Source organism: Natronococcus sp. A-GB1 (genome assembly GCF_029688845.1).
In the GTDB taxonomy this organism is placed as follows: domain Archaea; phylum Halobacteriota; class Halobacteria; order Halobacteriales; family Natrialbaceae; genus Natronococcus.
In genome coordinates this window covers 71,275-86,315 of record NZ_JARUKW010000005.1, presented here as the reverse complement: position 1 = coordinate 86,315, position 15,041 = coordinate 71,275, and the positions used below count along the sequence as shown (strand labels likewise).

Annotated in this window: 16 protein-coding genes; 5 read left to right on the top strand and 11 right to left on the bottom strand. The window is 67.6% G+C overall.

Annotation, left to right across the window (positions count from 1 at the left end; genetic code table 11):
• Positions 1 to 2 precede the first annotated feature (2 nt).
• Entirely contained in the window at positions 3 to 1,205 is a 1,203-nt protein-coding gene (locus QA600_RS07440; protein WP_278291315.1) for a 3-dehydroquinate synthase II, read from the bottom strand.
• Positions 1,206 to 1,359: 154 nt separating this feature from the next.
• Here QA600_RS07440 and QA600_RS07435 point away from each other — a divergent pair, with 154 nt between their 5' ends.
• Positions 1,360 to 2,028 carry an HAD family hydrolase gene (locus tag QA600_RS07435; protein ID WP_278291314.1) on the top strand — a complete coding sequence of 223 codons (669 nt, stop codon included), beginning with the start codon at positions 1,360 to 1,362 and terminating at the stop codon, positions 2,026 to 2,028.
• A gap of 6 nt (positions 2,029 to 2,034) precedes the next feature.
• On the opposite strand, the gene QA600_RS07430 is transcribed toward QA600_RS07435, so the two are convergent.
• Positions 2,035 to 2,574 carry a hypothetical protein gene (locus tag QA600_RS07430; RefSeq protein ID WP_278291313.1) on the bottom strand — a complete coding sequence of 180 codons (540 nt, stop codon included), beginning with the start codon at positions 2,572 to 2,574 and terminating at the stop codon, positions 2,035 to 2,037.
• Positions 2,575 to 2,619: 45 nt separating this feature from the next.
• Positions 2,620 to 3,189 carry a SprT-like domain-containing protein gene (locus QA600_RS07425; RefSeq protein WP_278291312.1) on the bottom strand — a complete coding sequence of 190 codons (570 nt, stop codon included), beginning with the start codon at positions 3,187 to 3,189 and terminating at the stop codon, positions 2,620 to 2,622.
• A 78-nt stretch (positions 3,190 to 3,267) separates the two neighbouring features.
• On the opposite strand from QA600_RS07425, the gene QA600_RS07420 reads away from it, so the two are divergent.
• Positions 3,268 to 4,212: a phosphorylase gene (locus QA600_RS07420; RefSeq protein ID WP_278291311.1), complete on the top strand. Its 945-nt coding sequence runs from the start codon at positions 3,268 to 3,270 to the stop codon at positions 4,210 to 4,212.
• A gap of 32 nt (positions 4,213 to 4,244) precedes the next feature.
• Here QA600_RS07420 and QA600_RS07415 read toward each other — a convergent pair whose 3' ends face one another.
• The 5 genes from QA600_RS07415 to trpC all read right to left on the bottom strand — a co-directional run bounded on the left by QA600_RS07415 (position 4,245) and on the right by trpC (position 8,705).
• Positions 4,245 to 4,838 (bottom strand): HdeD family acid-resistance protein, encoded by a 594-nt coding sequence (locus QA600_RS07415; protein ID WP_278291310.1) that lies wholly within the window; start codon positions 4,836 to 4,838, stop codon positions 4,245 to 4,247.
• A 132-nt stretch (positions 4,839 to 4,970) separates the two neighbouring features.
• Positions 4,971 to 5,765, bottom strand: coding sequence for a 2-amino-3,7-dideoxy-D-threo-hept-6-ulosonate synthase (locus QA600_RS07410; protein WP_278291309.1), 795 nt, complete (start codon positions 5,763 to 5,765; stop codon positions 4,971 to 4,973).
• A gap of 24 nt (positions 5,766 to 5,789) precedes the next feature.
• Positions 5,790 to 6,668, bottom strand: a complete 879-nt coding sequence (gene trpA / locus QA600_RS07405; protein ID WP_278291308.1) for a tryptophan synthase subunit alpha — start codon at positions 6,666 to 6,668, stop codon at positions 5,790 to 5,792.
• Positions 6,665 to 7,924, bottom strand: coding sequence for a tryptophan synthase subunit beta (gene trpB, locus QA600_RS07400; protein WP_278291307.1), 1,260 nt, complete (start codon positions 7,922 to 7,924; stop codon positions 6,665 to 6,667). The genes trpA and trpB overlap by 4 nt, the downstream gene beginning before the upstream one ends.
• Positions 7,917 to 8,705, bottom strand: coding sequence for an indole-3-glycerol phosphate synthase (gene trpC / locus QA600_RS07395; RefSeq protein ID WP_278291306.1), 789 nt, complete (start codon positions 8,703 to 8,705; stop codon positions 7,917 to 7,919). The genes trpB and trpC overlap by 8 nt, the downstream gene beginning before the upstream one ends.
• A 96-nt stretch (positions 8,706 to 8,801) precedes the next feature.
• Here trpC and QA600_RS07390 point away from each other — a divergent pair, with 96 nt between their 5' ends.
• Positions 8,802 to 9,272: an MGMT family protein gene (locus QA600_RS07390; RefSeq protein WP_278291305.1), complete on the top strand. Its 471-nt coding sequence runs from the start codon at positions 8,802 to 8,804 to the stop codon at positions 9,270 to 9,272.
• Positions 9,273 to 9,838: 566 nt separating this feature from the next.
• On the opposite strand, the gene QA600_RS07385 is transcribed toward QA600_RS07390, so the two are convergent.
• From QA600_RS07385 to lonB, 3 genes are read right to left on the bottom strand one after another with little or no spacing between them, the layout of a single operon-like run.
• Entirely contained in the window at positions 9,839 to 10,183 is a 345-nt protein-coding gene (locus tag QA600_RS07385; RefSeq protein WP_278291304.1) for a hypothetical protein, read from the bottom strand.
• 25 nt (positions 10,184 to 10,208) lie between these two features.
• Positions 10,209 to 11,168 (bottom strand): CPBP family intramembrane glutamic endopeptidase, encoded by a 960-nt coding sequence (locus QA600_RS07380; RefSeq protein WP_278291303.1) that lies wholly within the window; start codon positions 11,166 to 11,168, stop codon positions 10,209 to 10,211.
• Positions 11,169 to 13,394 (bottom strand): ATP-dependent protease LonB, encoded by a 2,226-nt coding sequence (gene lonB / locus QA600_RS07375; RefSeq protein ID WP_278291302.1) that lies wholly within the window; start codon positions 13,392 to 13,394, stop codon positions 11,169 to 11,171.
• Positions 13,395 to 13,618: 224 nt separating this feature from the next.
• On the opposite strand from lonB, the gene QA600_RS07370 reads away from it, so the two are divergent.
• Complete coding sequence (locus QA600_RS07370) at positions 13,619 to 14,134, top strand: nicotinamide-nucleotide adenylyltransferase (RefSeq protein ID WP_278291301.1); 516 nt, start codon at positions 13,619 to 13,621, stop codon at positions 14,132 to 14,134.
• 77 nt (positions 14,135 to 14,211) lie between these two features.
• A complete protein-coding gene (locus tag QA600_RS07365; protein ID WP_278291300.1) occupies positions 14,212 to 15,018 on the top strand; it encodes an SAM-dependent chlorinase/fluorinase in 807 nt (268 codons plus the stop codon).
• The last annotated feature ends 23 nt before the right edge of the window (positions 15,019 to 15,041 follow it).

Genomic DNA, 15,041 nt, shown 5'->3' with positions numbered 1-15,041 from the left:
GACTATTTCTCGATGATGCTCTCCTCGACGGCCTCGCCGAAGTGACGAGCCGTGTCCTCGTAGTACAGGAGGAGTTCGTCGCCCGCCTCGAGGTCGGTCACCGCCTTTCGGCCCGCGCTCGTGGGCACCTTGATCGTCTCGGCGTTCTGGAGCAGCGTCTCGACGCGATCGCCGTCGTCGGTCTCGAGGGCGACCCGGAACATCGGCCGTTTTTCGATCTTGACGCGGCCGACGATCGCCTCGCGGGTGTTGCCGTCGGTGTCGACGACCTGGACCTCGTCGCCGCTCTGGAGTTCCGAGAGGTACTTCGTGCCGCCGTCGGGGGTGCGGACGTAGGCGTGAACCGCGCCCGCGTTGACCCGGAACGGACGGGAGGCGACGTACGGCGACTCGGCGGTCTCGGCGTGGACGAACACGAGCCCGCGGGCCATCGAGCCGACGAGCATCCCCTCGTCGTGCTCGAGCAGGGAACCGGTGTCGACGCAGACCCGGTCGGCGCTGCCGATCTGTTCGACGTCGAGGACCTCGGCGTACTCGAGATCGAGCGACTCGCGCTCGGCGGCGTCCCGGACCTCGACGGTGCGGCGGATCTCGTCGGGGTCGTCCGAATCCAACAGGACGGCGTCGGCGCCGATCTCGAGCGTCTCGAAGGCAGTTCTGGCCTCCTCGGCGTTCGTGACGCCCGCAACGAGTTCCGTTTCGTCGCCGATCCGCGCGATCAGGTTCTCGAGCGGGATGATCGTCCAGTCCTCGCCGACGACGATCGTGTGGTCGGCTTCCTCGGCGGCCGACTCGGCGAAGGCCTCGTACTCCGTCCCGAGGATGCGAACGTACGCACCCCGGTCGAGCTCGCCCTCGCGGCGCAGCGTCGAGAGGTCGGCCGAACCCGACAGATCGGTCGGCAGATCGATCGTCCCGTCGCCCTCGCCGTTCTTGCCGACGACGACGGCGTCGGGCTCGGCGGTCGACTCCGGCTCCGACTCCGCCTCGGCGTCGACGACGTCGACGTCGTCGACCAAGGTGACGTCCCCGTCGGTGCGAAACGCCGCGACGTTGATCTCGCCGAGTTCGCTGACGCGTTCGACGTCGTCCTCGTCGACCAGTACCCAGTCGGCGCCCGCCTCGAGCGCGGTCGTGATCCGTGCGCGGCGGGCGTCCCAGTCGCCGACGGCGTCGTCGGCTTTGACCCAGACAGCTCTCGTCATAGCTCGAGTCTCGAAGGGGAACGGCTTGAACGTGGCGGATCCGACAGCAGTCGTGGGGATCGAAAGGTCGGACCGACACCCGCGGCAGTGCGCCGAGTTCGCATCTGTCACGGGTCGAAACGTTCAGAACGCTCGCCACCGTACCGGATACCAGATGGCAGCCTACGACGCGATCTGTTTCGATCTCGATAGCACGCTCTGCGAGCCCACACAGGATCCCGCCGCGGTGCTCGAGCGCGCCTTCGAGGGCGTCGACCGCGACCCGTTCTGTACCCCCGCCGATCTCCGCGCGGCCGTTCCCGAGGTGCCGACCGTTCAGACCGCCGAACAGTTCTACAGGGAGCTGTTCAAAGAAGTCGCCGACCGGGCCGACGCCGACCTCGCGCCCTCGCTGGCCGAGCAGTATCTCGAGGTGCAGAACCCAAGCGCCGTCCGGTTTCGCCCCGGCGCGGAGACCGCCCTCGAGTACGCCCGCGAACGCGGTCGGGTCGGGCTGATCACCAACGGCGGCCGGAAGACCCAGATCCAGAAGCTGCGGGCGCTCGGCATCGAGGACGCCTTCGACGTCCGCGTCTACACGAATCCCAACGCTGGCGTCTTCCCAAAGCCCGACGCCGCGCCGTTCGAGCGGGCGCTGGGCGCGCTCGAGGCGAGCCCGGAGCGAGCGATCCACGTCGGCGACTCCCTGCGGGCCGACGTCGCGGGCGCCAACGCGATGGGGCTCGACTCGGCGTGGATCGACGTCGGCCGCGACGACGTCGGCCGCGAGCACGAGCCGACGTACGAACTCGACTCCCTCGAGGAGTTCGCGTCGATCGTCTGATCGCGACTACGCCTCGGGTAACAGATCGGTGTGGACGACCGCCCGGTACCGGCTGTCGGTCGCCTCGTCCAGCCGTGACAGCAGGGCGGCGACCGCGGGCAGCGACTCCGGGAGTTCGAACTCGCTGCTGCCGTCGTCGCGTTGCTTACAGCGCTTGACGAACGATCGGATCGCCTCGAACTCGCCCTGCTGGACGTAGACGACGCCGAGCCCGTCGTCCCCGTCGGGGACCTGCTCGCGCCAGGTCTCGAGGACGGTTTCGACCGTCGAGCGAGCGGCCTCCTCCCTGGCGGCGATGTCGGTCGCGTCGGGTCCCTGGCCGTCGAACAGCTCGTCGAAGGTATCCTGGAGCTCGTCGGCGTTTTCGGCCAGCGATGGCGCCGACTCGTCGGCCGCCAGCAGCTCCGCGATCGCATCGAGCTCGATCCGGCGGACGGCGACGGGGTAGACGAACTCGTGGCTCTCCTCGGGCAGCTTGTAGGAGTGGCCATCGATTCCCTGTTGGCCCTCGCCCGACCGCCCGAGCATCAGATCGAGTATTCCCATGGCTGGATCTGTACTCGGTTTCCGGATAAGTGTTCCGCGCTCCGCTCACCAGTCCTCGCCGAGCGCGGCCTTCGCGCCTCCGTACCCGCTCGCGGTGTTCCATGTTCGGCCGCTGTCGGCGTGTTCGACCTCGAGGGCGCCCCCGCAGTCGCCACACCGATACCGGCCCGGCGTCCGAACGGGCTCGGACGCCCGGTGGCGCGTCGCCCGCCAGTCGCAGTCGTCCCCCCGACAGCGGAGCACGTACCGCGGGTTGGCGAAGGATCGGCAACGGCGGGGCGCCTCGAGCCGCGCCGCAAGCGTACGAAAGCGCTCGCCGTGGCCCGACTCGCCGGTGCGCTGGAACTCGAGGGCGTGGACGAGCTCGTGGCGGACGACCGCTGCGAACTCGGGCCACTCGTAGCGCTCGTAGGCCCGGCGTGCGAGGACGATCGTCGCCACCTCGCGGTCGGCGTCCCACCGGCACAGCCCCGCGCGACGCCGTGCCCGCGCCGAGACGTCCCACTCGAGCGCGCCGACCTCGAGCTCGAGGTCGTGTTCGGCGGCGACCTCGCGGGCGTGGATCCGCGCACGGGCGAGGATCTCGTCGTCGAGCGTGAGCGCCTCGTCTGTCACGGCTCGACGGACGAAAGCGACCCACGAAACGGTTCCGGCTTCCGGCAAGCCTTTTCGCCCGGGCGCCAACCGTCGACCATGAGCGACCCCCCGTGTCCGGAGCCGCGACACCTCGAGCCGAACGATCCGGTTCGTCCCGCCGCGCTCGTGCTCGTCGCGGTCGCCGAACCGCCCCTGGACGAGCGCCGTCCCTGGCTCGAGCGCGCCGACCTCGTCGACGCGCTGACCGTCCCGGGGGCCGACACGCCGGTCTACCTCACCGACGACGGCGTCGCGATCACGACGACCGGGATCGGCAAGAGCGACGCCGCGACGACGACGACCGCGCTGCTCGCGAGCCCGGGGCTCGACCTCGAGTCGGCGTACGTCCTCTCGGCGGGGATCGCGGGCGGCCCGCCGTCTCGAGCCGCGCTGGGCTCGGTCGCCCTCGCGGACGCGATCGTCGACTGGGATCGCAAACACCGCTGGGACCGCACCGAAACCGATGACGAGCGATCGGACGACCCTGCCGAGTCGATCGACACTCTCGCCTACCGACCGCGGGACTACGTGCACCGACTCGAGGATCGGCTCCTCGAGCCGGCGCTCGACGCAGCAGCGCAGATCGACCTCGGGGCCGATTCCGATGTCCGGATCTACCAGGATCGGTACCCGACCGCACCCGACGATGGGCCGACCGTCGAGGTCGGGACGACCGTCTGCGGCGACGAGTTCTGGCACGGGCCGCGCTACGCCAGGGAGGTCGACTGGCTCTGCGAGCAGTACGGGGTCGCCTCCTACGCGACGACCCAGATGGAAGACGCCGCGACGACGACCGCCCTCGAGCGCTTCGGCCTGCTCGAGCGCTACCTGAGCGTGCGCGCGGTCGCCAACTACGACCGCCCGGCGCCCGGCGAGACGGTCGAAGAGAGCTTCGACGGAACCGAGGCGAGTCTCGCGCTGGCGATCGACAACGCCGAGCGCGTCGGTTCGGCGGTCGTCGAGGCACTGCTCGAGACGGATCCAGTCGGCATCCGGGGGTGAGCGCAGTTCGGCCGAAAAGCGGAGACGGCGTCTCAGGCGCCGCGCGGTTCAGTCGCCGGCGGTGCCACGTCGTCCTCGAGCCGGCGTCCGCCGTAGGCGACGGCGGCCATCGAGAGCCCCGTCGTGAGGAGACTGATCCCGACGAGCAGCCCGATCGCCCAGGCTGCAGTGGCGGGGAAACCGGCCCACAGAAGCCCCGCGAGAACGAGCGAGAGGACGCCGCTGGCGGCGATCCAGGACCGTCCCGGTTCGCCTGCCATCCGAAGACTCACGCCCAGTTCGGCGATACCGTCGACGAGCAGGTACGCGACGACCAGCATCGTTAGACTGAGCAGGCCCAGGATCGGATTGACGAGCAGCAGCAATCCAGCACCGATCGACACCACTGCAAGTGCGAGCTGCCACAGCGATCCCCGCCAGCCGCGCGCGGTGAACGCGTGTCCGGCGTGGACGATTCCGCCGACGACCAGCAGGGCGCCGACGAGGTACGTGATCGCGATGCCGGTCGCGAACGGTAGTAGTATCGCGAGCAGGCCGAGCAGCGCGACGACACCGCCCGCGATCGCGAGCGTCCGCCACCCCTTCTGTAACGAGTAGGTTCCGGGTTCGGTAGTTGGTGTGCTCATTGAACTCTCCGAACGAACGGACGCGTCGCACGGAGATAGCGGTTCTCTGTGCGCTGACAGTAACTCCGAAAAAGGGACCGGTCCGTACGTGAGAGGGTCGAACACGAACGAAACGGACGAGTGCGCTACCGATCAGACCTCGAGTGCCAGCCCGGACCTGGTCAGGGCTTCGTCGACGGAGAGATCGTCGTGGACGATCCCGCCGACGGCCGTCGCGATCGCCTCGGGGTCCTCGTGCTGGAAGATCGAGCGCCCCATCGAGATGCCGGCGCCGCCGGCGTCGGTCGCGCCCCGGACCATCTCGAGGGTCTCGCGGTCGGTGCCCCGCGAGCCGCCGGCGATGACGACGGGCAGCCGGGTCGATTCGATGACGTGCTGGAAGCTGTCGGCGTCGCCGCTGTAGCCCGTTTTCACGAGGTCGGCGCCGACCTCCTCGGCGAGGCGGACGGCGTGGCCGAGCGACTCGGGGTCGGTCGAGTCGACGCCCGGCCCGCGGGCGTAGGCCATCGCCAGAACGGGGATGCCGAACCGGTCGGCCTCCGCGGTGATCTCTGCGAGCTGGCTGGTCTGGTCGGGCTCGTAGTTCGAGCCGACGTTGATGTGGAAGGAGACGGCGTCCGCGCCGACTCGGATCGCCTCCTCGACGGTGCCGGTTAGCCGTTTGTCCTGCTCGTCGGGGCCGATCGTCGTCGACCCGTTGAGGTGGACGATGTACCCCTTACCATTCTTGTTGTCGTGGACGCGGGGGGCGATCCCCTTCTGAGTGAGGACGGCGTCGGCGCCGCCGCGCGTCACGCCGTCGATGGTCGATTCGATGTCTTTCAGTCCCTGGACGGCGCCCATCGTGATGCCGTGGTCCATCGGGACGATTACGTACGATCCGTCTGTACCGATCCGCTCGAGTCGTGCCTCGGTGCCTGTAGTCATTGCGAGTGTCTAGCAATCAGGTGGTTATGGCTGTTCTGGTTCCGGTACATCTACCCCGCCGCCCCGGCGGGCGCCGCGTTTGAGCTCCGCGGCTTTGGCCTCGAGGGCGTCGGCCGCGGGGGCGTCGCCCTCGCCGTGTTCGGCGATCAGGTCGACGAGCGCGCTGCCGACGATGACGCCGTCGGCGCCGGCCTCGATTATCTCTGCGGCGTGGTCACCCTCGCTGACGCCGAAGCCGACCGCCTTCGGAACATCATACTGCTCGAGGCGGGTTAGGCTGTCGTGGGTCGCGTTCGAGACGTCCGCCCGCGCACCCGTCGTGCCCAGGCGGGCCTGGACGTAGGCGAAGCCCGACACCTGTGACATGATCCGATCGAGTCGCTCGCCCTCGGTCGTCGGCGCGACGATGAAGACGAGGTCGAGCCCGTGGTCGTCACAGGCCGTTCGCAGCGGATCGGCCTCCTCCGCGGGCAGGTCGGGGACGATGAGTCCGGAGAGCCCGACCTCGGCGGCGCGCTCGACGAACGGGCGGACGTCCGGCTTGTCTCGCGGTTCCACCGCTCGACTATCCGAGGCGCGTTGCGCCTCGCTTGGCCCGTACTGGAGGAGCATATTGTAGTACGTCATCACCAGCAGCGGCGCCTCCGTCTCGAGGTCGTCGACCAGCTCGAAGAAGCCCTCGGGGGTCGTGCCCGCGTCGAGCGCGCGGTTGATCGCCGCCTGGATCGTCGGCCCCTCGGCGATCGGCTCCGAGAACGGGAGTCCGAGTTCGATCAGGTCCGCGCCGCCCCGGTCCAGGGCTTCGACGTACGCCTTCGTGTCCTCGAGCGAGGGATCGCCGGCGGTGATGTACGTGATCAGGGCGGGATGGTTCTCGCGGATGGCCGCCTCGATCTCACTCATTGGTCGAACACCTCGACGTCCGGCGCGGCCTCGAGATCGCGCTTCTCGGTCTCCTCGAGCACCGTCTCGAGGTCCTTGTCGCCCCGGCCGGAGGCGTTGACGACGACGAGGTCGCCGAGTTCCTCGTAGTTTTCTTCTAAGTACCCCAGTGCGTGGCTCGTCTCCAGTGCGGGGATGATCCCCTCGAGGTTCGACAGGCGATGGAAGCCGTTGAGCGCCGCGTCGTCGCCGACGCTGACGGGCGTCACTCGACCGGTGTCGACCAGATACGACAGCTCGGGACCGACGCCGGCGTAGTCGAGCCCCGCGCTGACGCTGTGTGACTCCATGATCTGCCCGTCGCCGCTTTGGAGGAGCTTGGTCATCGCGCCGTGGAGCACGCCGTCGGTGCCCGTCGACAGCGTCGCCGAGTTCGGTGCCAGCGCGTTTTCCTCGTCGATCTCGAGGCTCGAGCCGCCGGCCTCGACCGCGTACAGCTTCACTCCCTCGTCCGGCACGAACTCGTGGAACGTTCCCATCGTGTTCGAGCCCCCGCCCGCACACGCGAGAACGCTGTCGGGGAGCCGACCCGCCTTCTCCCGGATCTGGTCGCGGGCCTCCCGACCGATCACCGACTGGAAGTCGCGAACGAGCTTCGGGAACGGGTGCGGACCGACGATCGAGCCGATCACGTAGTGGGTCCGCTCGACGGTCGTCGCCCAGTCGCGCATCGTCTCGTTGATCGCCTCCTTCAGGGTTCCGGAGCCGGCGGTGACCGGGTTGACCTCAGCGCCGTTCATCCGCATCCGGTAGACGTTGGGTCGCTGGCGGTTGATGTCGGTCCGGCCCATGTAGATCTCGCAGGGCATATCGAGGTGGGCCGCAGCCATCGCTGTCGCGGTACCGTGCTGGCCCGCCCCGGTCTCGGCGATGATCCGCTCCTTGCCCATGTACTTCGCCAGCAACACCTGCCCCAGCGCGTTGTTGAGCTTGTGGGCCCCGCCGTGGAGCAGGTCCTCGCGTTTGAGGTAGATCTCGCGATCGTACCGATCGCTGAGCCGATCCGCGCGCTGGAGTGGGGTCGGACGCCCGCCGAAGTCCCGCATCCGATCGCGGAACTCGTCCATAAAGCCGTCCTCGTTCTCGAGGACGTAGCGCTCGTAGGCGTCCTCGAGCTCCTGAACGGCGGGCATCAGCGCCTCGGGGACGTACTGGCCGCCGTACTCGCCGAACGTTGCCTCGCTGTCTCGGTCGCGGTTTCGCTCCGGTTTACTCATTAGATGTCTCCTGTGTCGTGTCCGCGAGTCGTCGCGTGTTCTCGGTCACGTCGCCCGCGCCGTCGTGGTCCATGATCGCGCTGCCGACCAGCAGGGCGTCGGCGCCCGCCTCGCGCATCCGCCGAACGTCATCGGGAGTCGAGACGCCGCTCTCGGCGATCAGCGTCACGTCGTCCGGAACGTGGGGACTGAGGGATTCAAACGTTCCGAGATCGACCTCGAGTTTCGCCAGATCCCGGTTGTTCACGCCGACGATCTCGGCGCCCGCCTCGAGGGCGTCCTCGAGCTCTCCGCGGTCGTGGACCTCCACGAGGGGCTGAAAGCCCCGGTCGCGGGCGGCCTCGACCAGCCCCTCGAGGTCCTCTACGAACCGCGCGATGAGCAGGAGCAGGTCGGCCTCGACGACGTCCATCCCGCGCTCCTCGAGCACGAAGTCCTTCCGCAGGACCGGGACGTCGACGGCCGCCCGCACTCGTTCGAGGGCCTCGGCCGACCCCCCGAAGTGGTCGGGTTCTGTCAATACCGAGATCGCCGCCGCGCCGCCCGCAACCATCGCCTCCGCGAGTTCGACGGGATCGTCCGCGCGGGTGCCTTCGGCGGTCGGACTCGTGGGTTTCACTTCGGCGATGATCGGGACCCGGCCGTCGGCCTCCGCTCGAGCCAGCGCGTCGGGCAGCGACCGCGCGTCGACCGAGAGCCGGTCTCGATCGGCGTTCGATCGCTCCCCGGCGGCCTCGAGGATCGACCGTACTTCGGGTGCGAGCTCCGTCGGAGAGTTCATTATTGTACATCGACGTACTGTTATGTACATAAGGCTTGCGTCCGCGGCGCCCGAACGACCGGCGAATATTCAAGTCCGTCGCTCGTATCGCCGCGCATGGAGGATGTCACCGACGCCGGGATCTACGCGCGGGAGTCGTCGTACCTCGACCGATACGTGCAGGTCGGCGTCGCGGGCGGCCGGGTGCTGCGGGTCACGTTCCCCGAGACGCCCGAGGACGACGCCGAGGACGACCACCCCGTCCTCGAGCGGATCTTCGAGTACCTCGACGGGCTCGAGGAAGTCGAGTTCGACGACGTCCAGGTCGCGCTGACGATGCCGACCGACCAGCGGGCGGTGCTGGAGGGCGTTCGGGAGATTCCCTACGGCGATCAGGTCGATGTCCGCACGCTGACGCGGATGACTCCGGAACTCGACCACGAGGAGAGCGAGGATCTCAACCTGGTCCGGACGGCGCTGGACACGAACCCCGCGCCGATCCTGATCCCGGACCACCGGGTCCGCGACGGCCCCAGCGCCGCACCCCCGCCGGTCGAACAGAAGCTGCGCTCGCTCGAGGGATTGTAGTAGCTGGTGCTGCGGCTTCTTCGCTCAGTTGTGAACTCGAGTCGGCTGAATCGCTACTTACGCAAGCGTATGGAACGTCCGGCGTTGTGTCTACAGTGCCGACCAACCACCGCTGGGCGGGACTGAAAGGGGCTGGCCGGCTCGGGGAGCGAGGTGACGCAAGCACCGACCGAGCGGAGCGAGGGAGGCGCGCAGCGAGCCGCAGCCCTCGAGCCGGCCAGGGGCTTTCGCGGTAGTTGCAACGATAGCAGACGCTGCTCGCACGAACACAGGGGATCGCCACGCCCTCCCCAGCCGATTCGTTCGGTCGCGTCGCTCCCTTACTCATCCCTCGCGCAGCATCGTCGACCGACCTCACTGACGTTCGGCCGGTCTGCTCACGGGTCACTCCGTTCCCCGTTCGCTCTTTCGAGGCGCTCCCTTCGGTCGCGCCTCACCGACAGCGCGCGCCACCGCAGATGGAGTGGATGGCCCGACATGATATGTCGTCCGACTGTACGGAACGCAGATTTCACAAACTGTTTCGTAGAACTAATTCGTGCTGCTATCTACTGATACTCCGGTTTCTAGCTGTTCCAGGCCGCGTAGATGTAGAGCCCGATGCCGGCGTAGACCAGCAGCGTACTCGCCAGATCGATGACTACCAGTCCGCTCACCAGGTGGGCGAACTGGAGGACCCCGCCCGCGATCAGACAGACCGCCGCCCCCGTGACGACCGAGGTCGGCTCGTCGGCCTCTCGGTAGAGGATCGCGCCGATCCCGACCGCGATCACCCCGAAGGCGAACTCCGTCACGAGCATCGCCATCGCGTCCTCGGCCAGCGTCGCGTACGCAAACAGGGCGAAGTAAAACAGGATTCCGTAGACGATCAGCCGCCGCATCGACGCCGAGAGTTCGATCGTATCGCTCATACGCGACTCGAGCGTCCCGTCCCCCTTAGCTTTCGAGGGTTCGGGCCCACTCGAGGTCGATCCCCTCGTGGACGACGAACTCGAAGGCATTGATCAGGTAGTGCGCGACGACGACGACCAGAAAGCTCTCGGTCACGATAAAGACCGCCGCCAGCACGAACCCGAGCGCTCCGGTGACGACGACGCCGACGTCGCCCTGCATCCCGTGACCCAGCGCGAACGCGATCGAAGAGACCACCGCGAGCAGCCACGGCGAGACGCCGAAGCCGACCGAGAGCGCGCCGATCAGCGCCGCCCGGAACAGCAGCTCCTCGAAGACGGCGATCAGCGGCAACACGCCCCCGAGCAGCACGGCCCATCCTCGAGCCGAGTCGGGCGCCAGCAGCTCCCGGAGCTGTTCGTCGTGGTCAAAACCCAGCCGAGTCGCGAGGGCGGCGCCGAGTTCGTTAGCGACGTAGAGGACGACCCCGACCGCGGTGCCGACGACCAGCCCGGTCTCGAGGTACCCCCTGGAAAATTCGATCCCTAGCGCGTCGGCCGGGACGCCCGTGTAGACGATCGCCCCCAGCAGAATCAGCGCGAACAGCCCCTGCGAGACCGCGACGTTCGCGAGCATCATCCCCGTCGTCAGCGAGTCGGGATCGACGCCCTCCTGGCGATCTCGAGTGGACGGCTCGGCCGCCTTCGACTCGATATCACGGACCGTCTCAGTCGCGGACACGTCGTCGGCAGCTGCCGACGTCGGACTCGAGCGGGAAGCGTCTACCTCGGCCTCGGCCCCGACCGGCGTTTCGTGGAACTCCTCCTGGTCGTTTTCGAGCGGCGACGCTTCGGCGTCGAGGGCGTGATCGGGCTCGTCCGCAGCGTCGTCGGAACCCTCCTCGAGATCGATCTCGTCGAACGCCGACTGCGTGAGGTGTGAAAGAACCAGCAACACGAGGAGGACGACGCCGGTGATCGCCGCGAACGCCGTCCACTGAGTCATCTACTGCAGACTCGGGTTCGAACCGCTGGCCGAACCGACGGCCTGCTGGTCGAACGCCGATCCGGTGATCGACTTGAGCCGATCGACCAGCGAGTCCTTCTTCGGTTCACCCATCAGGGCGACGTCGAGCACTTCGCTGATGTTCGAGCAGGGGATGATCTCGATCATCTCGTCGTACTCGTCCTCGATCATCACGTCCTGTTCGTTGGCCTTCGGGATGATGACCCTCGTACAGCCGGCCTTGGCGGCCGCCTCGATCTTGTGGGTCACCCCGCCGACCGGGAGGACGTCGCCGCGAACCGACAGCGAGCCGGTCATGGCGACCGACTGGTCGATCGGGATATCCTCGAGGGCGCTGATGACGGCCGTCGCGACCGTGATCGACGCCGAATCGCCGTCGACACCCTGCTGGCCGGCCTGGACGAACTGGATGTGAACGTCCTTCTCCGAGAGGTTGACGTCGGAGAACTTCTTGATGATCGCCGAGACGTTCTGGACCGACTCCTCGGCCATCTCCTTGAGCTGCCCCGTGGCGATGACCTGACCCTGGCCCTGCGCGGGCGCGATCTCGGCCATGACGGGCAGCATGATACCCGAGTCCTCGCCCATGACGGCGAGGCCGTTGACCCGGCCCTCCATCCCGTCGTGGGTAACCTGCAGCTCGTAGTCCTTGCGCCGTTCGATGTAGTCGTCGGCGAGCTGTTGCTCGATCGAGCGCGAGCGGCCCTTTGCCTCGAGGACGTCCTCGCGGGTCGTGAACTCGGCGTCCTCGGCCCGGGCGATGTCGCCGGCGACCCGGACCAGCCCGCCGAGGCTCCGGAACTCGAGGGTGAGATGCTCCTTGCGGCCCGCACGGCGCTTGGCCTCGAGGATGACCTCCTCGACGGCCTCCCGAGTGAAGTGGGGGAGACGCCCGTCGCGGTCGATCTCCTGGGCGATGAAGCGGGCGTACTTGCGGCGCATCTCGGCGGTGTCCTCGATGGTGTCGTCCATGTACACCTCGTACCCGTAGCCCTTGATCCGCGAGCGCAGGGCGGGGTGCATGTTCTCCATCGCGTCGAGGTTCCCCGCGGCGATCATGATGAAGTCACAGGGGACAGGCTCGGTCTGGACCATCGCACCCGAGGAGCGCTCGGACTGGCCCGTGATGGCGAACTCGCCCTCCTGGATCGCGGTCATCAGCTTCTGCTGAGTGCGGACGTCGAGCGTGTTGATCTCGTCGACGAACAGCACGCCCTTGTTGGCCTTGTGGATACCGCCGGGTTCGACCCGGTCGTGGCTCGGCGTCTCCATCCCGCCGGACTGGAACGGGTCGTGGCGGACGTCGCCCAGCAGGGCACCGGCGTGGGCGCCGGTGGCGTCCTCGAAGGGCGCCTGGCGCTGGTCGCCGTTGTCGACGATCATGTTCGGCACCATCGCGTCCGTGCCCCGCGAGGTGTAGCGGAAGATAAACCAGATGATACCCGCCGCGAGGATGCCGAGCAGGATCTGTCCGGAGAGGATCGCGTACCCGACGACGATCGCGATGATGATCCACATCAGGATCGAACGCATCTGGTTGCGCTTGCGGGCTTCCTCCTTGTGGGCATCGATGATCTGTTCGCCCTTTCCGGCCGGAACCGTCCTGACCTTCGGCTCGTTGCCGTCGTCTGGGTTGTGGTATACGAGGACGTCTTGGAGGTCCTCCTGGGGAAGTAGCTGGCTCATCGCCTTGGCTAGCATCGACTTCCCGGTTCCGGGCGAACCGATCATCATCACGTGTCGGCGCTGCTTGGCCGCCTTGATGATGATGTCTCGAGCCTCGTCCTGTCCGATCACCTGATCGACGAGTCGATCGGGAACCTCGATGTCGTCCGTCGAATCGATCTTGAGTCCGCCGAGCAGGTCGTCCTCGGCGTTTTCCTCGTCGACTTCGACCCCGGGATCGACCTCTACGGTGCTCCCGAGGTCCTCGACGGTCTCGATACCCTCGTCGGCTTCGGGCTCCTCGTCGGCTTCGGGCTCCTCCTCGAGCCCGTCGGACGGACGTTGCTCGGACTCGTCGGGCTCCGACTCGCGGCCGGTTTCCTCGACCGGCCTCCCGTCGGACTCGTCGGGCCGGTCGCCGGAGTCTGCCCCCGGCGACCGGTCCCCCTGGCGATCCGGCGATCGCTCCCGTCGGTCCTCGCCGGGAGCGTCGTCAGGTGCGCCTTCGGGGGAGTCATCAACGTTCGTATCGTTACTCATAGAACTCTGTTCAGTACCTGATCCGAAGGGATTGCGACTGATATACTTTCTCCATGCGGAACGCAGCGTCCGTGGCCGTAATCGCGGATTACAGCTCCCGATGCCAGTGATCTCCCCGTCCCTGTTTGAGTGCGATCGCCGACCGGTCGTAAATACCGACTCGATCCGTCGCCCTCGCGAGGGAACCCGCCACGCTTAAGCGCAGCCCTGAAACAGTACTCGGCATGAGGGGGTTCTACATCGGCCGTTTCCAGCCGTTTCACAACGGCCACCGTAACATGGTCGAGCAGATCGCCGACGACGTCGACGAACTCGTGTTGGGGATCGGAAGCGCCGACAACTCACACTCGGTTCGGAATCCGTTCACCGCCGGCGAACGGATCATGATGATCACCAAGTCGCTCGTCGACACCGACGTCGTCACCTACGCCGTCCCCATCGAGGACCTGGAGCGAAACTCGGTGTGGGTAAGCCACGTCCAGAGTATGAGCCCGGACTTCGACGTCGCCTACTCGAACAACCCGCTGGTCGTCCAGCTGTTTCGCGAGGCCAACTTCGAAGTGCGCCAGTCGCCGATGTTCAACCGCGAGGTCCTCGAGGGAACCGAGGTTCGCGAGCGGATGATCAACGGCGGCGACTGGGAGTCGCTGGTCCCCGAGGCCGTCGCCGAGGTCGTCGACGAGATCGGCGGGATCGAACGGATCCAGATGGTCAGCGGCTCCGATACGAACGGCGACTAATCTTTCGGGCCCACCCGGAGGGTGACCGCGACCTCGAGCCGCGTTCGTTTTTTATCGACCGCGCCGTATCCGCGGCCATGATCACGCTCACGTCGGACTTCGGGACGCCGTACCCCGCGGCGATGAAGGGGGTCCTGCTCGGACGCACCGATGCGAGGCTGGTCGACGTCGGACACGACTTCCCGCGTCAGGACGTCCGTACCGCGGCGTTCTGGCTCCGGGAGACGCTGCCGTACTTCCCGCCGGCTACGCACCTCGTCGTCGTCGATCCTGGCGTCGGCACCGACCGCGACGCGATCGCCATCCGTGCAGGGGAGCACACGCTCGTGGGACCCGACAACGGCGTCTTGCTTCCCGCCGCTCGGCGGCTCGCCGGCGACGCCACTCTCGAAACCTTCGTCGTCGACGAGGAAGCCCTCGAGCCGGTCGTCCCCGCGGGCGAGTCAGCTTCAGACCGCGGCGAGGGTCCGAGAAGCAACACCTTCCACGGCCGGGACGTCTTCGCCCCGACCGCCGCGGCGGTTCACGAGAGCGACGGCCTCGACGCCGTGGCGTTTCTGACGCCGGCGGACGAGCCGGTCGACCTCGAGCTCCCCGCGGCGACCCTCAAGGACGGTCGTGCCGTCGGCGAGGTGCTCGTCGTCGATGACTTTGGGAACGTGATCACGAACGTTCCCGGGGAGTTCCTCGAGGGCCGCGAGCGAGTCGTCGCGAGCGGCGAACAGGTTCCGGTCGGCGACACGTTCGAGGCCGTCCCTGCGGGCGAGCGACTCGCGACCGTCGGGAGCCACGGCTACGTCGAACTCGACGTCAATCGGGGGCGAGGCGAGACGGCGTTCGAACTCGCCGTCGGTGATCAGGTCGTCCTCGAGTCCGTCGATTGAGGGCGAATCGGGGTCAGTCGACC

Bases quoted from the DNA above. Each gene is read 5' to 3' on its own strand.
- QA600_RS07440 (WP_278291315.1), bottom strand. From the start codon at position 1,205: ATGACGAGAGCTGTCTGGGTCAAAGCCGACGACGCCGTCGGCGACTGG.
- QA600_RS07435 (WP_278291314.1), top strand. From the start codon at position 1,360: ATGGCAGCCTACGACGCGATCTGTTTCGATCTCGATAGCACGCTCTGC.
- QA600_RS07430 (WP_278291313.1), bottom strand. From the start codon at position 2,574: ATGGGAATACTCGATCTGATGCTCGGGCGGTCGGGCGAGGGCCAACAG.
- QA600_RS07420 (WP_278291311.1), top strand. From the start codon at position 3,268: ATGAGCGACCCCCCGTGTCCGGAGCCGCGACACCTCGAGCCGAACGAT.
- QA600_RS07415 (WP_278291310.1), bottom strand. From the start codon at position 4,838: ATGAGCACACCAACTACCGAACCCGGAACCTACTCGTTACAGAAGGGG.
- QA600_RS07410 (WP_278291309.1), bottom strand. From the start codon at position 5,765: ATGACTACAGGCACCGAGGCACGACTCGAGCGGATCGGTACAGACGGA.
- trpA (WP_278291308.1), bottom strand. From the start codon at position 6,668: ATGAGTGAGATCGAGGCGGCCATCCGCGAGAACCATCCCGCCCTGATC.
- trpB (WP_278291307.1), bottom strand. From the start codon at position 7,924: ATGAGTAAACCGGAGCGAAACCGCGACCGAGACAGCGAGGCAACGTTC.
- trpC (WP_278291306.1), bottom strand. From the start codon at position 8,705: ATGAACTCTCCGACGGAGCTCGCACCCGAAGTACGGTCGATCCTCGAG.
- QA600_RS07390 (WP_278291305.1), top strand. From the start codon at position 8,802: ATGGAGGATGTCACCGACGCCGGGATCTACGCGCGGGAGTCGTCGTAC.
- QA600_RS07385 (WP_278291304.1), bottom strand. From the start codon at position 10,183: ATGAGCGATACGATCGAACTCTCGGCGTCGATGCGGCGGCTGATCGTC.
- QA600_RS07380 (WP_278291303.1), bottom strand. From the start codon at position 11,168: ATGACTCAGTGGACGGCGTTCGCGGCGATCACCGGCGTCGTCCTCCTC.
- lonB (WP_278291302.1), bottom strand. From the start codon at position 13,394: ATGAGTAACGATACGAACGTTGATGACTCCCCCGAAGGCGCACCTGAC.
- QA600_RS07370 (WP_278291301.1), top strand. From the start codon at position 13,619: ATGAGGGGGTTCTACATCGGCCGTTTCCAGCCGTTTCACAACGGCCAC.
- QA600_RS07365 (WP_278291300.1), top strand. From the start codon at position 14,212: ATGATCACGCTCACGTCGGACTTCGGGACGCCGTACCCCGCGGCGATG.